General features: G+C 73.2%; 9 protein-coding genes. 7 read left to right on the forward strand and 2 right to left on the reverse strand.

The genetic code is table 11. The annotated features are described in order from the left end of the window. Window positions 1–135: 135 nt before the first annotated feature. Both CFW40_RS22805 and CFW40_RS22810 read left to right on the forward strand, forming a co-directional pair. Window positions 136–1,581 (forward strand): NAD(P)H-quinone dehydrogenase, encoded by a 1,446-nt coding sequence (locus tag CFW40_RS22805; RefSeq protein WP_088799632.1) that lies wholly within the window; start codon window positions 136–138, stop codon window positions 1,579–1,581. A gap of 312 nt (window positions 1,582–1,893) precedes the next feature. Further along, window positions 1,894–2,880 carry a DeoR/GlpR family DNA-binding transcription regulator gene (locus CFW40_RS22810; RefSeq protein ID WP_088799633.1) on the forward strand — a complete coding sequence of 329 codons (987 nt, stop codon included), beginning with the start codon at window positions 1,894–1,896 and terminating at the stop codon, window positions 2,878–2,880. A gap of 64 nt (window positions 2,881–2,944) precedes the next feature. Here CFW40_RS22810 and CFW40_RS22815 read toward each other — a convergent pair whose 3' ends face one another. Next, entirely contained in the window at window positions 2,945–3,505 is a 561-nt protein-coding gene (locus CFW40_RS22815) for a TetR/AcrR family transcriptional regulator (protein ID WP_088802305.1), read from the reverse strand. 434 nt (window positions 3,506–3,939) lie between these two features. On the opposite strand from CFW40_RS22815, the gene CFW40_RS22820 reads away from it, so the two are divergent. Next, on the forward strand, window positions 3,940–5,124 hold the full coding sequence (locus tag CFW40_RS22820; RefSeq protein WP_088799634.1) for an esterase family protein: 1,185 nt from the start codon (window positions 3,940–3,942) through the stop codon (window positions 5,122–5,124). Window positions 5,125–5,198: 74 nt separating this feature from the next. Here CFW40_RS22820 and CFW40_RS22825 read toward each other — a convergent pair whose 3' ends face one another. Next, window positions 5,199–6,968 (reverse strand): biotin carboxylase N-terminal domain-containing protein, encoded by a 1,770-nt coding sequence (locus tag CFW40_RS22825; RefSeq protein ID WP_088799635.1) that lies wholly within the window; start codon window positions 6,966–6,968, stop codon window positions 5,199–5,201. 516 nt (window positions 6,969–7,484) lie between these two features. Between CFW40_RS22825 and CFW40_RS22830 the strand changes: the two genes are divergently transcribed. The 4 genes from CFW40_RS22830 (at window position 7,485) to CFW40_RS22845 (ending at window position 13,519) form a co-directional block, all read left to right on the forward strand. Then, window positions 7,485–7,976, forward strand: a complete 492-nt coding sequence (locus tag CFW40_RS22830) for a hypothetical protein (RefSeq protein WP_256331326.1) — start codon at window positions 7,485–7,487, stop codon at window positions 7,974–7,976. A 128-nt stretch (window positions 7,977–8,104) separates the two neighbouring features. Next, a complete protein-coding gene (locus CFW40_RS22835) occupies window positions 8,105–9,106 on the forward strand; it encodes a serine/threonine protein kinase (protein ID WP_176956407.1) in 1,002 nt (333 codons plus the stop codon). Between the two features lie 8 nt (window positions 9,107–9,114). Next, window positions 9,115–11,355 carry a protein kinase gene (locus CFW40_RS22840; protein ID WP_088799637.1) on the forward strand — a complete coding sequence of 747 codons (2,241 nt, stop codon included), beginning with the start codon at window positions 9,115–9,117 and terminating at the stop codon, window positions 11,353–11,355. A gap of 61 nt (window positions 11,356–11,416) precedes the next feature. Further along, on the forward strand, window positions 11,417–13,519 hold the full coding sequence (locus tag CFW40_RS22845; RefSeq protein WP_088799638.1) for a protein kinase: 2,103 nt from the start codon (window positions 11,417–11,419) through the stop codon (window positions 13,517–13,519). Window positions 13,520–13,541 lie beyond the last annotated feature (22 nt).

Below are 13,541 nucleotides of genomic sequence, written 5' to 3' on the forward strand. Positions count from 1 at the left end.
CGAGGGTACGGGAGGTTGACCGTCGGGCCCGTGGTACCGGAGGTTCGCACAAGAGGCCTGGCCGGGCGCGCCCCGGCCGCCCCCGGGGACGGCAGCCCGCCCCCGGGGGAGAGCGGCGCACGGGTGTGCGGGACAATGGAGTACGTGACTCGGATCGTGATCATCGGTGGCGGACCCGGCGGATACGAAGCGGCCCTGGTGGCCGCCTCTCTCGGCGCGGAGGTGACCGTCGTCGACTGCGACGGTCTGGGCGGGGCGTCGGTGCTGACCGACTGCGTGCCGTCGAAGACTCTTATCGCCACGGCCGAGGTGATGACCACCTTCGATTCGTCGTACGAAGAGCTCGGCATCATCGTCGAGGACGACACCCCGTACCAGGACCGGCCCGCCCGGGTCGTCGGCGTCGACCTCGGCAAGGTCAACCGACGGGTCAAGCGCCTCGCGCTCGCCCAGTCGCACGACATCACCGCCTCCGTCACCCGCGCCGGCGGCCGGGTCATGCGCGGCCGCGGCCGGCTGGAGCCGGGCCAGGCGCCGGACGGCTCCCGCAAGGTGACGGTCACCGCCGCCGACGGCACGACCGAGGGCCTGATCGCGGACGCGGTGCTGATCGCCACCGGCGCGCACCCCCGCGAGATCCCCGACGCGCTCCCCGACGGCGAGCGGATCCTGAACTGGACGCAGGTCTACGACCTCGACGAGCTGCCCGAAGAGCTGATCGTGGTCGGTTCCGGTGTCACCGGTGCCGAGTTCGCCGGCGCCTACCAGGCGCTCGGCTCCCGCGTCACCCTCGTCTCCTCCCGTGACCGCGTGCTGCCGGGCGAGGACCCGGACGCGGCCGCCGTCCTGGAGGACGTCTTCCGCCGCCGCGGCATGAACGTCATGTCGCGCTCGCGCGCCCAGTCCGCCAAACGGGTCGGGGACCGCGTCGAGGTCACCCTGTCCGACGGCCGCACGATCTCCGGTACGCACTGCCTGATGGCGGTCGGCTCCATCCCCAACACCGAGGGCATCGGGCTGGAAGCGGCCGGCGTCAAGCTCAAGGAGTCCGGCCACGTCTGGACCGACAAGGTCTCCCGCACCACCGCCCCGGGGGTGTACGCGGCGGGTGACTGCACCGGCATCTTCGCGCTGGCGTCGGTCGCCGCGATGCAGGGCCGGATCGCGATGTACCACTTCCTCGGTGACGCGGTCACGCCGCTGAACCTCAAGACCGTCTCCGCGAACGTCTTCACCGACCCGGAGATCGCCACCGTCGGCTACTCCCAGGCCGACGTCGACAGTGGCAAGATCGACGCCCGGGTCGTGAAGCTCCCGCTGCTGCGCAACCCGCGCGCCAAGATGCAGGGCATCCGCGACGGCTTCGTGAAGCTTTTCTGCCGCCCCGGCACCGGCATCGTCGTCGGTGGTGTGGTCGTCTCCCCGCGCGCCAGTGAGCTGATCCACCCCATCTCGATCGCGGTCGACAACAATCTGACCGTCGAGCAGATCGCCAACACGTTCACGGTCTACCCCTCGCTGTCCGGTTCGCTCGCCGAGGTCGCCCGTCAGCTGCACATCCGCAAGGCGGCCGGCGAGTAGACCGGCAAGGGGGCGATCGGGGTGATAAACGGACGGCGGCGGTCGGGCGATTGAAATGTTTGTGCCACCGCTGAGCACTGCGGATGAAACGTCCCTGCGTCGGCCGGGGACCGCTCCGGCCCGCCGGACCGGCGTCGCGGGGGCCCCGTACGGCGGCTGACCAGGCGACAAGCGGGTCGCGCCGCGCGGCCGTTCGGCATCCGCACGACATATGCACACCGCATACCACGTCACGCTCCGCGATGCGCAGAACTTCCGTTAATTGGTGCAACCTGCTGAAAACAGACGGTCGTTGGCGTTACTGTCAGTTTCGTGTTCGCTGCAGAACGTCGCCAATTGATCCTTGAAATGGTGCGCGCCAATGGAGCCGTATCGCTCCGGGAGCTCGCCCGCGTCGTCCAGACCTCCGAAGTAACCGTACGGCGGGACGTGCGGGCGCTGGAGGCAGAAGGGCTGCTCGACCGCCGCCACGGCGGTGCGGTCCTGCCGGGAGGCTTTACTCGCGAATCCGGATTCCCACAGAAGTCCCATCTAGCGACCGCGGAGAAGACGGCCATCGCCGATCTCGCGGCCGGCTTCGTCGAAGAGGGCGAGGCCATCGTCGTCGGCGCCGGAACGACCACCCAGGAGCTGGCCCGCCGGCTCGCCCGGGTTCCCGGTCTGACCGTCGTCACCAACTCGCTGCTGGTCGCCCAGGCGTTGGCCCATGCCAACCGCGTCGAGGTCGTGATGACCGGCGGCACCCTGCGCGGCTCCAACTACGCGCTGGTCGGCAGCGGTGCCGAGCAGTCCCTCCAGGGCCTGCGGGTGTCCCGCGCCTTCCTGTCGGGCAGTGGCCTGACCGCCGAGCGCGGCCTGTCCACCTCCAACATGCTCTCCGCCAGCGTCGACCGGGCGCTGGTGCAGGCGGCGGGGGAGGTGGTGGTGCTCGCCGACCACACCAAGCTGGGGTCCGACACGATGTTCCAGACCGTGCCCACGGATGTGATCACGCGACTCGTCACGGACGAGCCGCCGGGCCACGACGACCGCGCCGCCACGGAGCTGCAGGCGCTGGCCGATCAGGGCGTGCAGATCGCCGTCGCCGGCGGTTCGGCCACGGGCCGCGGTCCGGGGCAGCCCGGGATGGAGGGGGGTGCCGGGGACCGCAGAGGCCCCCGGCGGGACGTCCCGCTGCCGGGCCAGCGGCGCAGCCATGCGCCGGGCGGCGGGGGCGGCGGAGCGCAGCTCCGCTCGGCCGCACCCCTGTCCGAGGCCTCGGGCGGCCGGGTCGCCGACCTCGCCCCGCGACGGCGCTGACCCCAGGAGCCGGAGGCGCGCCGCCCGGGCGCGCCGCCCCGGCTCGGGGCCGTCGTCACACCCCCTACGGCTTCCGCGCGCCGCCCTTCAGCCCGCTCAGGGTGAGGGTCAGCAGCCGGTCGGCGAGCTGAGGGTCGTCCGGGGATTCCTCCACGGCCAGTGAGATGCCGTTGGTCAGCTGCATCAGATCGCTGATGCTCACATCGGGGCGTACGGCTCCGGCCTGCTGGGCGCGGGTCAGCAGCGCGTCCCCGGCCTCCCGCATCGGCACGCTGCACCGCGCCATCCCCGAACTGTCGTCCGCCGATGCCGTCATCAGCGCGCGCGACAGCCCGCGGTAGGTACTGGCGTGGGTGATGATCGCGCGCAGCCATTCGACCAGCGCGGCGCACGGCTGCGGCGCGTCCGCGAGCTCTCTGGCCTGCGCCAGCAGGGCGTCCACCTCGCCCTGGAAGACCGCGCCCATCAGGGCCGTCCGGTTCGGGAAGTGGCGGTAGAGGGTGCCGATGCCGACCCCGGCACGGCGCGCGATGTCCTCCAGCGAGGTGTCCGTGCCGTGCTCGGTGAAGGCCGTACGGGCCTCGCTCAGCAGCCGCTCGTAATTGCGCCGCGCATCGGCCCGCATGGGACGCATATCCGGTGTCCGCGCCGCCTTGCTCACCACCGGACCCCGCGCCGACTCCCGCTGCCCTGCCGTCTCGGTCCCCATCGCCGTCCTCCCTCGACCGGGCCGGTCGCGGCCCGGTGGGTCCAGGATGCCATTGCGTCCTTAAGGGGTGCCTCGGTGCCGTGTGCACGTGAGGTGGCGGAGCCGGCGGAGTGCTCCTTTGAACCGGCCCCCCGCCCGCCAGGTGACCGTCCGGCGGACCGGGCGTGAAGCCCCGGCATCCCCCGGTGGTCGCGCGGCCGAACACCGTGCCGGGGTCGCAACGTGTGGGCGCGCGTGGTCATCAAACCAGGCGCAACGAGGTCTTCCGGGGGGTTTCCGGAGGGTCTGGGATACGCCGTGACGGGCCGCCGGGGGAGCGGCGCGCGGCGCGGAACACCTGGGGAAGAGTCATGGGACTGACCAGTCGATCGCTGTTTTATGCCGTGGCCGCGGTCGCCGTGGTCTGTGTGGGGCTCACGCTCTGGCTGTGGCCGCGGTTCGCCGGGCGCGGGGTGCGGGCGGTGCTGGGGCGGCTGGGGGTGATCGCCGCCACGCAGCTGGCCGTCGTGGCGGCGCTGGGGCTTGCGGTGAACGCCAACTTCCAGTTCTACGGCTCCTGGCACGAACTGCTCGGGCTGTACGACGATGCGCCGGCCGCCGTCGGCAAATGGGGCGACGGGGGGACGGCCGGGCCCGCCGGCGATCCGTCGAAGGGCCTGGTGCAGGCCTCGGGGGCGGACGGTCTGGACAAGGTGCACGGTCTGCCGAAGGGGGAGCCGTCCCTGGTGGGCAAGGTCGAGTCCGTACGGATCGTGGGAAAGCGGACCCGGGCGGTGGACCCGGCGTACGTCTACCTGCCGCCGCAGTACTTCCAGCCCCAGTACGCCCGCCAGCGGTTCCCCGTCGTCGTCGCGCTCAGCGGCTATCCGGGGGGCACCTTCCTGCTCGGTCAGCACCTGCGGCTGCCGCAGACCGCCGGCCGGCTGATCCGGGAAGGCCGGATGCAGCCGACCGTCATCGTGATGCTGCGGCCCACCATCGCGCCGCCGCGCGACACCCAGTGCGTCGACGTGCCGGGCGGCCCGCAGGCCGAGACCTTCTTCGCCCGCGATGTGCCGGACGCGCTCAAGTCCCGCTACCGCGTCGGCCACGACCCCGGCGGCTGGGGCGTCATGGGCTACTCCTCGGGCGGCAGCTGCGCCCTGCAGCTCGCCATGCGGCACGACCGTACGTACACCTCGGCGGCCGCCCTCTCGCCCGACTACAAGGTCAGCAACGACCCCACGACCGGCGACCTCTTCGGCGAGGGACAAGGCCGGGTCCGCCGCCGCCAGGAGCACGACCTGATGTGGCGGCTGCGGCATCTTCCCGCTCCCCGCGTGGACGTCCTGGTGGGCACGAGCCGCACCGGCGAGAAGAACTACCCGGCGGCCCGGGCCTTCCTCGCCGCGGTCCGGCCCCCGATGAAGGCGGACTCGATCGTCCTCGCCCACGGCAGCCACAACTTCGCCACCTGGCGGCGTGAACTGCCCGCCGCGCTGGAGTGGATGAGCCGGTCGCTGAGCTTCCCGGAGGACGTGGTGGGCAACTCGTAGCCGGGCGGCACGCACGCGAGGGGCCCCCGGCCGGCAGCCGGGGGCCCCTCGCGTGCTGGCGGGATGCCGTCGCGTCAGTCCTTGATCTCGCAGATCACGGCGCCGGACGTGAGGGCGGCGCCGACCTCGGCGGTCAGGCCCTTGATGGTGCCGGAGCGGTGCGCGTTGAGCGGCTGCTCCATCTTCATGGCCTCCAGGACGACGACCAGCTCGCCCTCGGTGACCTGCTGGCCCTCCTCGACGGCCACCTTGACGATGGTGCCCTGCATCGGGGAGGCGAGCGCGTCGCCGGAGGCGGCGGAGCCGGACTTCTTGGCGGCCTTGCGCTTGGGCTTGGCACCGCCGGCGACCGCGGCCCGGGCCAGCGGCATGCCCAGCGAGGACGGCAGCGAGACCTCCAGGCGCTTGCCGCCGACCTCGACGACGACCGTCTCGCGGGAGTCGGCCTCGGCCTCGTCCGCGCCCGGTGCGGCGAACGGGGGAATCTCGTTGACGAACTCGGTCTCGATCCAGCGGGTGTGGACCGTGAACGGTTCCTTGGAGCCGGTGAGTTCGGGGGCGAACGCCGGGTCCGTGACGACCGCGCGGTGGAAGGGGATGGCGGTGGCCATGCCCTCGACGGTGAACTCCGCCAGCGCACGGGCGGCGCGCTGCAGGGCCTGCTCACGGCTGGCGCCGGTGACGATCAGCTTGGCGAGGAGGGAGTCCCAGGCCGGACCGATGACGGAACCGGACTCCACGCCCGCGTCCAGGCGCACGCCCGGACCGGCCGGGGCGGCGAAGGCGGTGACGGTGCCGGGGGCCGGGAGGAAGTTGCGGCCCGGGTCCTCGCCGTTGATGCGGAACTCGAACGAATGGCCGCGGACGGCCGGGTCGTCGTAGCCGAGCTCCTCGCCGTCGGCGATCCGGAACATCTCGCGGACCAGGTCGAGGCCGGTGACCTCTTCGGTGACCGGGTGCTCGACCTGGAGGCGGGTGTTGACCTCCAGGAAGGAGATGGTGCCGTCCTGGCCGACGAGGAATTCACAGGTGCCGGCGCCCTCGTAGCCGGCTTCCTTGAGGATGGCCTTGGAGGCGCGGTACAGCTCGGCGTTCTGCTCCTTGGTCAGGAACGGGGCCGGGGCCTCCTCCACCAGCTTCTGGTGGCGGCGCTGCAGCGAGCAGTCACGGGTCGAGACCACGACGACGTTGCCGTGCTTGTCGGCCAGGCACTGGGTCTCGACGTGCCGCGGACGGTCGAGGTACCGCTCGACGAAGCACTCGCCGCGGCCGAACGCGGCGACCGCCTCGCGCACCGCGGAGTCATACAGCTCCGGGACCTCTTCGAGGGTGCGGGCGACCTTCAGGCCACGGCCGCCGCCACCGAAGGCCGCCTTGATCGCGATCGGCAGACCGTGCTCCTTGGCGAAGGCCACGACCTCCTCCGCACCGGAGACCGGGTCGGGGGTGCCGGCGACCAGGGGGGCACCGGCCCGCTGGGCGATGTGCCTCGCTGCGACCTTGTCACCGAGGTCGCGGATGGCCTGCGGGGGCGGCCCGATCCAGGTCAGCCCGGCGTCCAGGACGGCCTGCGCGAACTCGGCGTTCTCCGACAGGAAGCCGTATCCCGGGTGGATGGCGTCCGCACCCGAATCGGCGGCGGCAGCCAGGACCTTGGCGATGTCCAGGTAACTGGTGGCAGGAGTGTCACCGCCCAAGGCGTACGCCTCGTCTGCCGCGCGGACGTGCAGTGCGTCCCGGTCGGGGTCGGCGTAGACAGCCACGCTTGCGATCCCCGCGTCCCGGCATGCACGGGCAACGCGAACAGCGATTTCGCCACGGTTGGCGATGAGCACCTTGCGCACGATGGGTCCTTCCTTGGCGCTTCGCCGTAACAAATGGATGCGGCGATTTTAGGGACTGGCGACACCGCGTGCCGACCCGTTCCCTGGGGTGAGCTTGCCCACACGGAGTGTGCTCGGGGCGCCAGTGAGGAACCTAAGTCCCCTGGTATCCCAGGGTAGGCCCGGATTCCTGGGCTTCGCGTCGCGCCCCGGTGTGGCTTAGGTCTCGCGCCGCGGGCGTCCAGCGGATCGTCAATTCTTTGTGGAGTCCCTACGAATGGGCGAAGGAAACTTTGCGGGCGGCTCGGTCCGTCGGCGTGCCGTCACCCTTCCGGTCGCCGCCGTCCGCGCCCGCCCGCGCACCACCCTTGCCCAGCTTTTACCTTCCGCAGAACTCTTCCCCCGGAGGGGGGACCCCCATGTAGCGTGCGCGATGCCCCGTACCCCGCGGTAACAGGGGCACCAGGAGCATCAGCGGCATCGGGCGTCCGCGGGGCGCCCCGGCTCGGCACATGGCGGAAGTGGGTGGACGTGGTGGTGGCACGACGGCCGGTGGCCTTGGCCGCGGCGGTGGTACTGGTCCTGGAAGCGTTCGGGATCGTGCTGCTCAACTGGATTCTGAGCATCGTCGTGGACAGGCAGCAGATGTCCCTGGCCGGGCTGCAGCCCCGTGCGATGTCCGCCGGCTCCTGGGTCGGCGGCATCGTCTTCGGCCTCTACCTGCTGTTCTGCGCCGCCGTTCTGCTCCGCACCGCGATACGCGACCGCGCCCCCAGCGGTTTCACCCGTATCGCCCTCATCGGCTGCGCGGTGGTGCACGGCGTACTGGGCGCCTTCGCCGTCGGCCTGGTCGGCTGGGTCGCCTTCCTCGCGATGACGGTGGTGCTGGCGCTGCTGGTGCTGACCCTGGTGGCGTACGGGGAGGGGCGTGAGGGCGAGGGGCGCGGGGCCACGGAGAACGGCACGAACTCCCCGAATGCCCCGAACACCCCGAATGGAGCATCGCCCGCGGCTCCCTCCTCCGCCTGACCGCCCCGTTCGCCACCTGCCGAGCAGGCCCGAACTCCGGCCGCAGCGGGCCGGATCGAGGCCGTCCGGGGCCGCGCGACACGCCCGGGTAGGCTCTCGCGCGTGTCGTCGGACGGGGGATGGTGCGCATGGAGGCGCCAGTTGCGGGTGGAGAGGACCGGGCGAGAGCCGGGGACGGCGGACTGATCGGTCCGTACGTGGTGCTCCGCCCGCTGGATGACGAGCGGTCCAAGGTGCCCGTACCGGAGCGGCGGTTCATCGGGCGGAGCGCGGACGGGGGCCGTACGGTGCTGATCGCCGTCCCGCTGCCGGGGGCCGACCCGGGGCGGTACCTCGCCGAGGCGGAGGCCTCGCGCTATCTGCTCGGGCCGTGGTCCGCACCGGCCGCCGAACTCGCCGCGCCCGGTGACGCGCCCTGGCACGCCCGCCCCTACCTCCCCGCGATTCCGCTGCCCACCGCGCTCGCCCTGTACGGCGGGCCGCTGCCCGAGCGCACCGTACGGGCGCTCGGCGCGGCCCTGATGGAGACCTTGATCATCGGGCACGGGCAGGGCCTGGCCCATGCCGGCGTGTCGCCCGCCGCCGTGCTGCTGGCCGCCGACGGGCCCCGGCTCACCTGCTTCGGGGCGGTACGGGCCGCGGCCGGGGACGGCACGCCGCGCTCCGGGCTGCCCGGCCTGGAGTCGGGGAGCCTGCCGCCGGAGCAGGCCGCCGGCGGGCGGCCGCAGCCGATGGGCGATGTCTACGCCCTCGGTGCGACCCTCGCCTACGCCGCCACCGGGTACACCGTGCCGGAGCGGGAAGAGCTCCCGGCCGCCCTGCGGACCGTCATCACCGGCTGCCTCTCCCGGGACCCGGCGGCCCGGCCGCGCCCCGCCGAGGTGCTGGACGCGCTCAGCCCGCTCGCCGGGGACGGCGCACGGGCGGCCGTACCGGGAGCCGCGGGTGACGCCGCCGGTCCCCTGCCGCCCGCCACCGTGCTCGACGCCGCCGGGAGCCCCGCGGGCCGCGCCGCCGCCGCGCTCGGCCCCGGCTGGCTGCCCGGCCGGCTGATCGCGGCCCTCGCCCGCCAGTCGGCCGACGTGCTCGCCGCGACCCTCCCGCTCCCGCCCGCCGCACGCCAGGACTGACGCCCGCCATGCCCTTCCCCCTCGCCCACGACGACCCGCACGGCTTCGGCCCGTACCGCCTCATCGCCCGGCTGGGCAGCGGCGGCATGGGCACCGTCTACCTGGCCCGCTCGCCGGGCGGCCGGACCCTCGCGCTCAAGACGATGCACGCCCGGATCGCCACGGAGACCGCGTTCCGTACCCGCTTCCGGCTGGAGGCGGATGCCGCCCGGGTCATCGGCGGACGGTACGGAGCCCAGGTCGTCGACGCCGACCCGCTCGCCGAAACCCCGTGGATGGCCACCGAGTACGTCCTCGGCCCGCCGCTCGACGAGGCGGTGCAGCAGGCCGGTCCGCTGCCCGAGGCGACGGTGCGTGCCCTCGGGGCGGCGCTGTGCGGGGCGCTCGGCCAACTGCATCACTCGGATGTCGTACACCGTGACCTCAAGCCGTCCAACATCATGGTCACGGCGCACGGCCCGAAGGTCATCGACTTCGGTATCGCCCGCGCCCTCGGCGATGACCGGCTCACCCACGCCGGTGCCGCGGTCGGCACCCCGGCCTTCATGTCGCCGGAGCAGGCCACCGGAGCGGAACACGCCCCGGCCGGAGACGTCTTCGCGCTCGCCGGGGTCCTGGTCTTCGCCGCCACCGGCCGCGGACCGTTCGGCAACGGGCAGCCGGCGGACCTCCTCTACCGGGTGCGCTACGGCGAGCCGGACCTCACCGGCGTGCCCGCCGCCCTGGTCCCGGTCCTGTCCCGCTGCCTGGCCAAGGAGGCCGCGGAGCGTCCGACGACCGCCGAGCTCGCCGCCCAACTGCACGACGGTGACGGGGAGTTCGCCGACCATCTGCCGGACGCGGTGCTCGCCGAGATCGGGCGGCGGGCGAGCGAGGTCTGGCAGGTGGTCCCGCAGCGGCTGCCCGCACCGCCCGGCCCGCCGCCGGCCGCGCCGTCCGCCGGCGCCCCCGCCCGCCGCCTGTCCCGCCGGGGGCTGCTGATGGCGGGTGCGGGGTCGGCGCTCGGGGTCGCGGGGGCCGGGGCGGGGGTGTGGGCGTGGCTGGGCGCGGGCGAGCCGGCGCCGGGCCCCGGCACCGGGCCCGGGTACACCGAGCCGAAGCCGGGGCCGAGCGTCGCCCCCGTGAAGAAGAAGCAGCTGGACTCGGTGTGGCAGAAGCAGTACGGCGGCCCGGACGACGACCAGAACCCCGAAGTGCCCCTGCTCGCCGGTGACCAGGTCGTCCTGGTGGCCAATGCCGGGGCGCGCGGTGTGGACGCCAAGTCCGGCGCGTCCCGGTGGACGTTCTCGCTGTATGCGGACGACTCGTGGCAGGTCGCCTCGGACGGCACCCGCGTCTATCAGATCGCGAGGGACGAGCACCATGATGCGCAGGGCTCGCTGAGGTCCGTCACCTGGTTCCTCGCCCGCGTGGACCTCGACACGGGCAAGGCCGGCAAGCGCCTCGCCCCCGTGTCGGACGACCGGGACAACGGCCTCATCAGCCGGCTGCTGGCCGTCGCCGGCGACACGGCCTACCTGGCGGTCTCCCACGGGAAGGTCAAGCGGTACGAACGCCAGCTGCCCTGGTCCGTGACGGCGGTGAACCTCGCCACGGGGAGCCCGGAGTGGACCGACCCGCTGCCGTTCCACTCCGCCGAGAGCGACGAGAACCACTTCCTGTCCGCCAAGGTCACCGGCCATCTCCTGGTGACCCTGCAGCAGATGAACGACGGCACCGTCCGGATCGCGGCCCGCGACACCCGCACCGGGAAGGTGCTCTGGGACAAGCCGTGGAAGGGCGCCGACAGGCGGTTCGTACGGGATCCGCTCACGGCCGACGACCGGCATCTCTACCTGGGCTACGGCCCGTTGCGGGCGCTGCGGCTGAGCGACGGCGGACAGGTGTGGGACACCTCCGCCACTCGCCCCGGGAAGACGTACGGGCCGCCGGTCCTCAAGGGCGGGGTGCTGTACGCGGTGGAGAAGGGCCTCGGCCTGGTCGCGTTCGGCACCGGAAGCGGGACGCCGCGATGGGCGGAGAAGAGCGCGGAGGGCCCGCGCGCCGACCATGTCGTCCATCCGGTGATCGGCTCCGAGTACGCCTACACCTACAGCCGCACCGACAAGCTGCTCCGGGCCGTCGGCCTCACCTCGCACACCACCGAGCGGTTCTACAAGACCAGCGGGACCCGGTTCACCGCCCACGAGAAGAGCGGGATGATCATCGCCTCCGGCCCGGACTTCCTCGCGGGCTTCCCGCTCCGCTGAACGCGCCACCACGCTCCTGATCCTGCTGCACTTGTCTGAACTCGCCCGAAGGACACCGCCCATGAAACCCCTCGGCACCGGCGACCCCCTCCGGCTCGGTCCCTACCGCCTGCTCGGTGTGCTCGGCGAAGGCGGTATGGGCAAGGTCTACGTGGGCCAGGACGCCGAGGGCACCGTCGCCGCGGTCAAGGTGCTGCGGCCCGAACTCGCCGACGCACCACAGCTCGCCCAGCGCTTCGTCCGCGAGGCACAGGCCGCGCGGGCCGTGACGAGCAAGGGCGTGGCGGGTGTCCTGGGGGCGCAGACCGAGGGCGGCCGCCCGTGGATCGCCACCGAGTTCCTGGCCGGACCGACCCTCGATGAGGCCGTCGAGGCGTACGGCCCCTTCGACGAACCGGCCGTGCGCGCCCTCGCCGCGTCGATCGCCCGCACCCTGGCCGACATTCACGCCACCGGCCTGATCCACCGAGACCTCAAACCCCCGAACATCGTCCTGACCTCGTCCGGCCCCCGCGTCATCGACTTCGGCATCGCCCGCCCCGAGCACGGCCTCACCCTCACCTCCACCGGCCAGGTCCCGGTCACCCCCGGCTACGGCGCCCCCGAACAGGTCCTGGGCCGCCGCGTGGCCTCCTCGGCCGATGTCTTCTCCCTGGGCGCGGTCCTGGTGTACGCGGCCAGCGGGCATCGCGCCTACGACGCCTCCCACATCGCTGCCCTGCAGTACAAGGTCGTCCACGACGAACCCGACCTGACCGGCCTCCCAAAAGCCCTGCGGCACCTCATCGCCCCCTGCCTGGCCAAGGACCCGGCCGCCCGGCCCGCCCCCGCCGAGATCGCCGCCGCCTTCGCACCACCGCGCGGCGCCGAACGGGCCTGGCGGCGCGGCCGGGTGGCCGAGGCGATCAAGGAGCGGGAGCGCGGTATCCGTGAGCTGACCGCGCCGACCCTGCCCGACGGCGGCGGCGCCGTCCGGCCGGTGGCCCGGCGCAGGCTGCTGACGGGCCTGGCGGCGGGCGGCGCGGTGCTCGCCGCGGGCGGCGGCGCCGCGGCGGCCTGGTGGCCCCGCCAGCCGCGGCAACGGGCGGCGAAGACCGATCTCTTCGCCTTTCCGCCCGCCGCGAAGACCCCGGTGGCGCATGTGCTCGACGCCGACAACGGCGACTACCTCAGCGGCGGTGAGGTGAAGCCGCTGTGGGGCCCGGTCGACGTCCTCGCCGACGACACGCCCGCGCCGCTGCCCGTACGGGACGTCCTCGTCTTCGGCGCGCGCGGCGGCGGGATCGCCGCCCACAACGTCGTGGACGGCAAGCGGCGTTGGGCCGCCCGCGGCGTCAGCGCGACCAGCCGCTACCTCTCCCTCTCGGACCGGCTGATCGCCGCCGCCGACTCCAAGGGCACGATCCGCACCTTCGTCGCCGCGACGGGCGAGCCCCGCTGGACCGCCGACGCCGGGGCGAGCGTCCTGCTGGCCGCCGACGACGAGGCGGTCTACGTCCTGACGAAGGACCACCAACTCCGCGCCGTCCGGCGCTCCGACGCCACGATCCGCTGGACGGCGAGGATCGCCGCCGGCTACCGCACCAAGGTCGGACCGCCGGGCGCCGTCGCCCACGGCCGCCTGGTCCTGTCCACCGGCGACGGCAACGTGTTCGCCGTCGACACGGCCGACGGCCACCAGGTGTGGGACCTGCCGGACCAAGGGGACGGCCTGCTCCGTCCGGCCGTCCACGGCACCACCGTCTACCTCGGCGGCAAGACGCTCACCGCCCGCCGGATCAGCGACGGCAGGAAGCTGTGGTCGGTCGACGAGCGGGACGCCTGGGACAAGCACGAGGACTGGGGCCCGGCAACGGTCTTCGACGACCGCACCGTCTGCGCCGCGCACGGCGGGTGGCCCAGCATCAGGAAGAGCAGCGACGGCAGCGAGATCCAGGGCGGGAACGGGGAGAGCATCCTCGGGCTCCCGGTGTTCATCCACGGGCGCGCCCTCTGGTCCATCGAGGGCGACCCCTGGTACAAGGTGTTCGCCGCGGATCTGTCGACCGGCGTCCCCGTCCTGACGTACAAGCTGCCCGCGGCCGAGCGTTCCTGGCTGGTGGCGGACGGCAACCGGGTGTTCATCCTCCACGGCACGTCGCTCTATGCGCTGCCGGTGCCCTGAGCGCACGGGCCGGGGACGGGGC

This window comes from Streptomyces sp. 2114.4 (assembly GCF_900187385.1).
GTDB classification, from domain to species: domain Bacteria; phylum Actinomycetota; class Actinomycetes; order Streptomycetales; family Streptomycetaceae; genus Streptomyces; species Streptomyces mooreae.

What these genes read in the sequence shown, in the direction of transcription:
- CFW40_RS22805 (WP_088799632.1), top strand. Translation starts at nt 136, where the DNA reads ATGGAGTACGTGACTCGGATCGTGATCATCGGTGGCGGACCCGGCGGA.
- CFW40_RS22820 (WP_088799634.1), top strand. Translation starts at nt 3,940, where the DNA reads ATGGGACTGACCAGTCGATCGCTGTTTTATGCCGTGGCCGCGGTCGCC.
- CFW40_RS22835 (WP_176956407.1), top strand. Translation starts at nt 8,105, where the DNA reads ATGGAGGCGCCAGTTGCGGGTGGAGAGGACCGGGCGAGAGCCGGGGAC.
- CFW40_RS22840 (WP_088799637.1), top strand. Translation starts at nt 9,115, where the DNA reads ATGCCCTTCCCCCTCGCCCACGACGACCCGCACGGCTTCGGCCCGTAC.
- CFW40_RS22845 (WP_088799638.1), top strand. Translation starts at nt 11,417, where the DNA reads ATGAAACCCCTCGGCACCGGCGACCCCCTCCGGCTCGGTCCCTACCGC.
- CFW40_RS22815 (WP_088802305.1), bottom strand. Translation starts at nt 3,505, where the DNA reads ATGCGGGCCGATGCGCGGCGCAATTACGAGCGGCTGCTGAGCGAGGCC.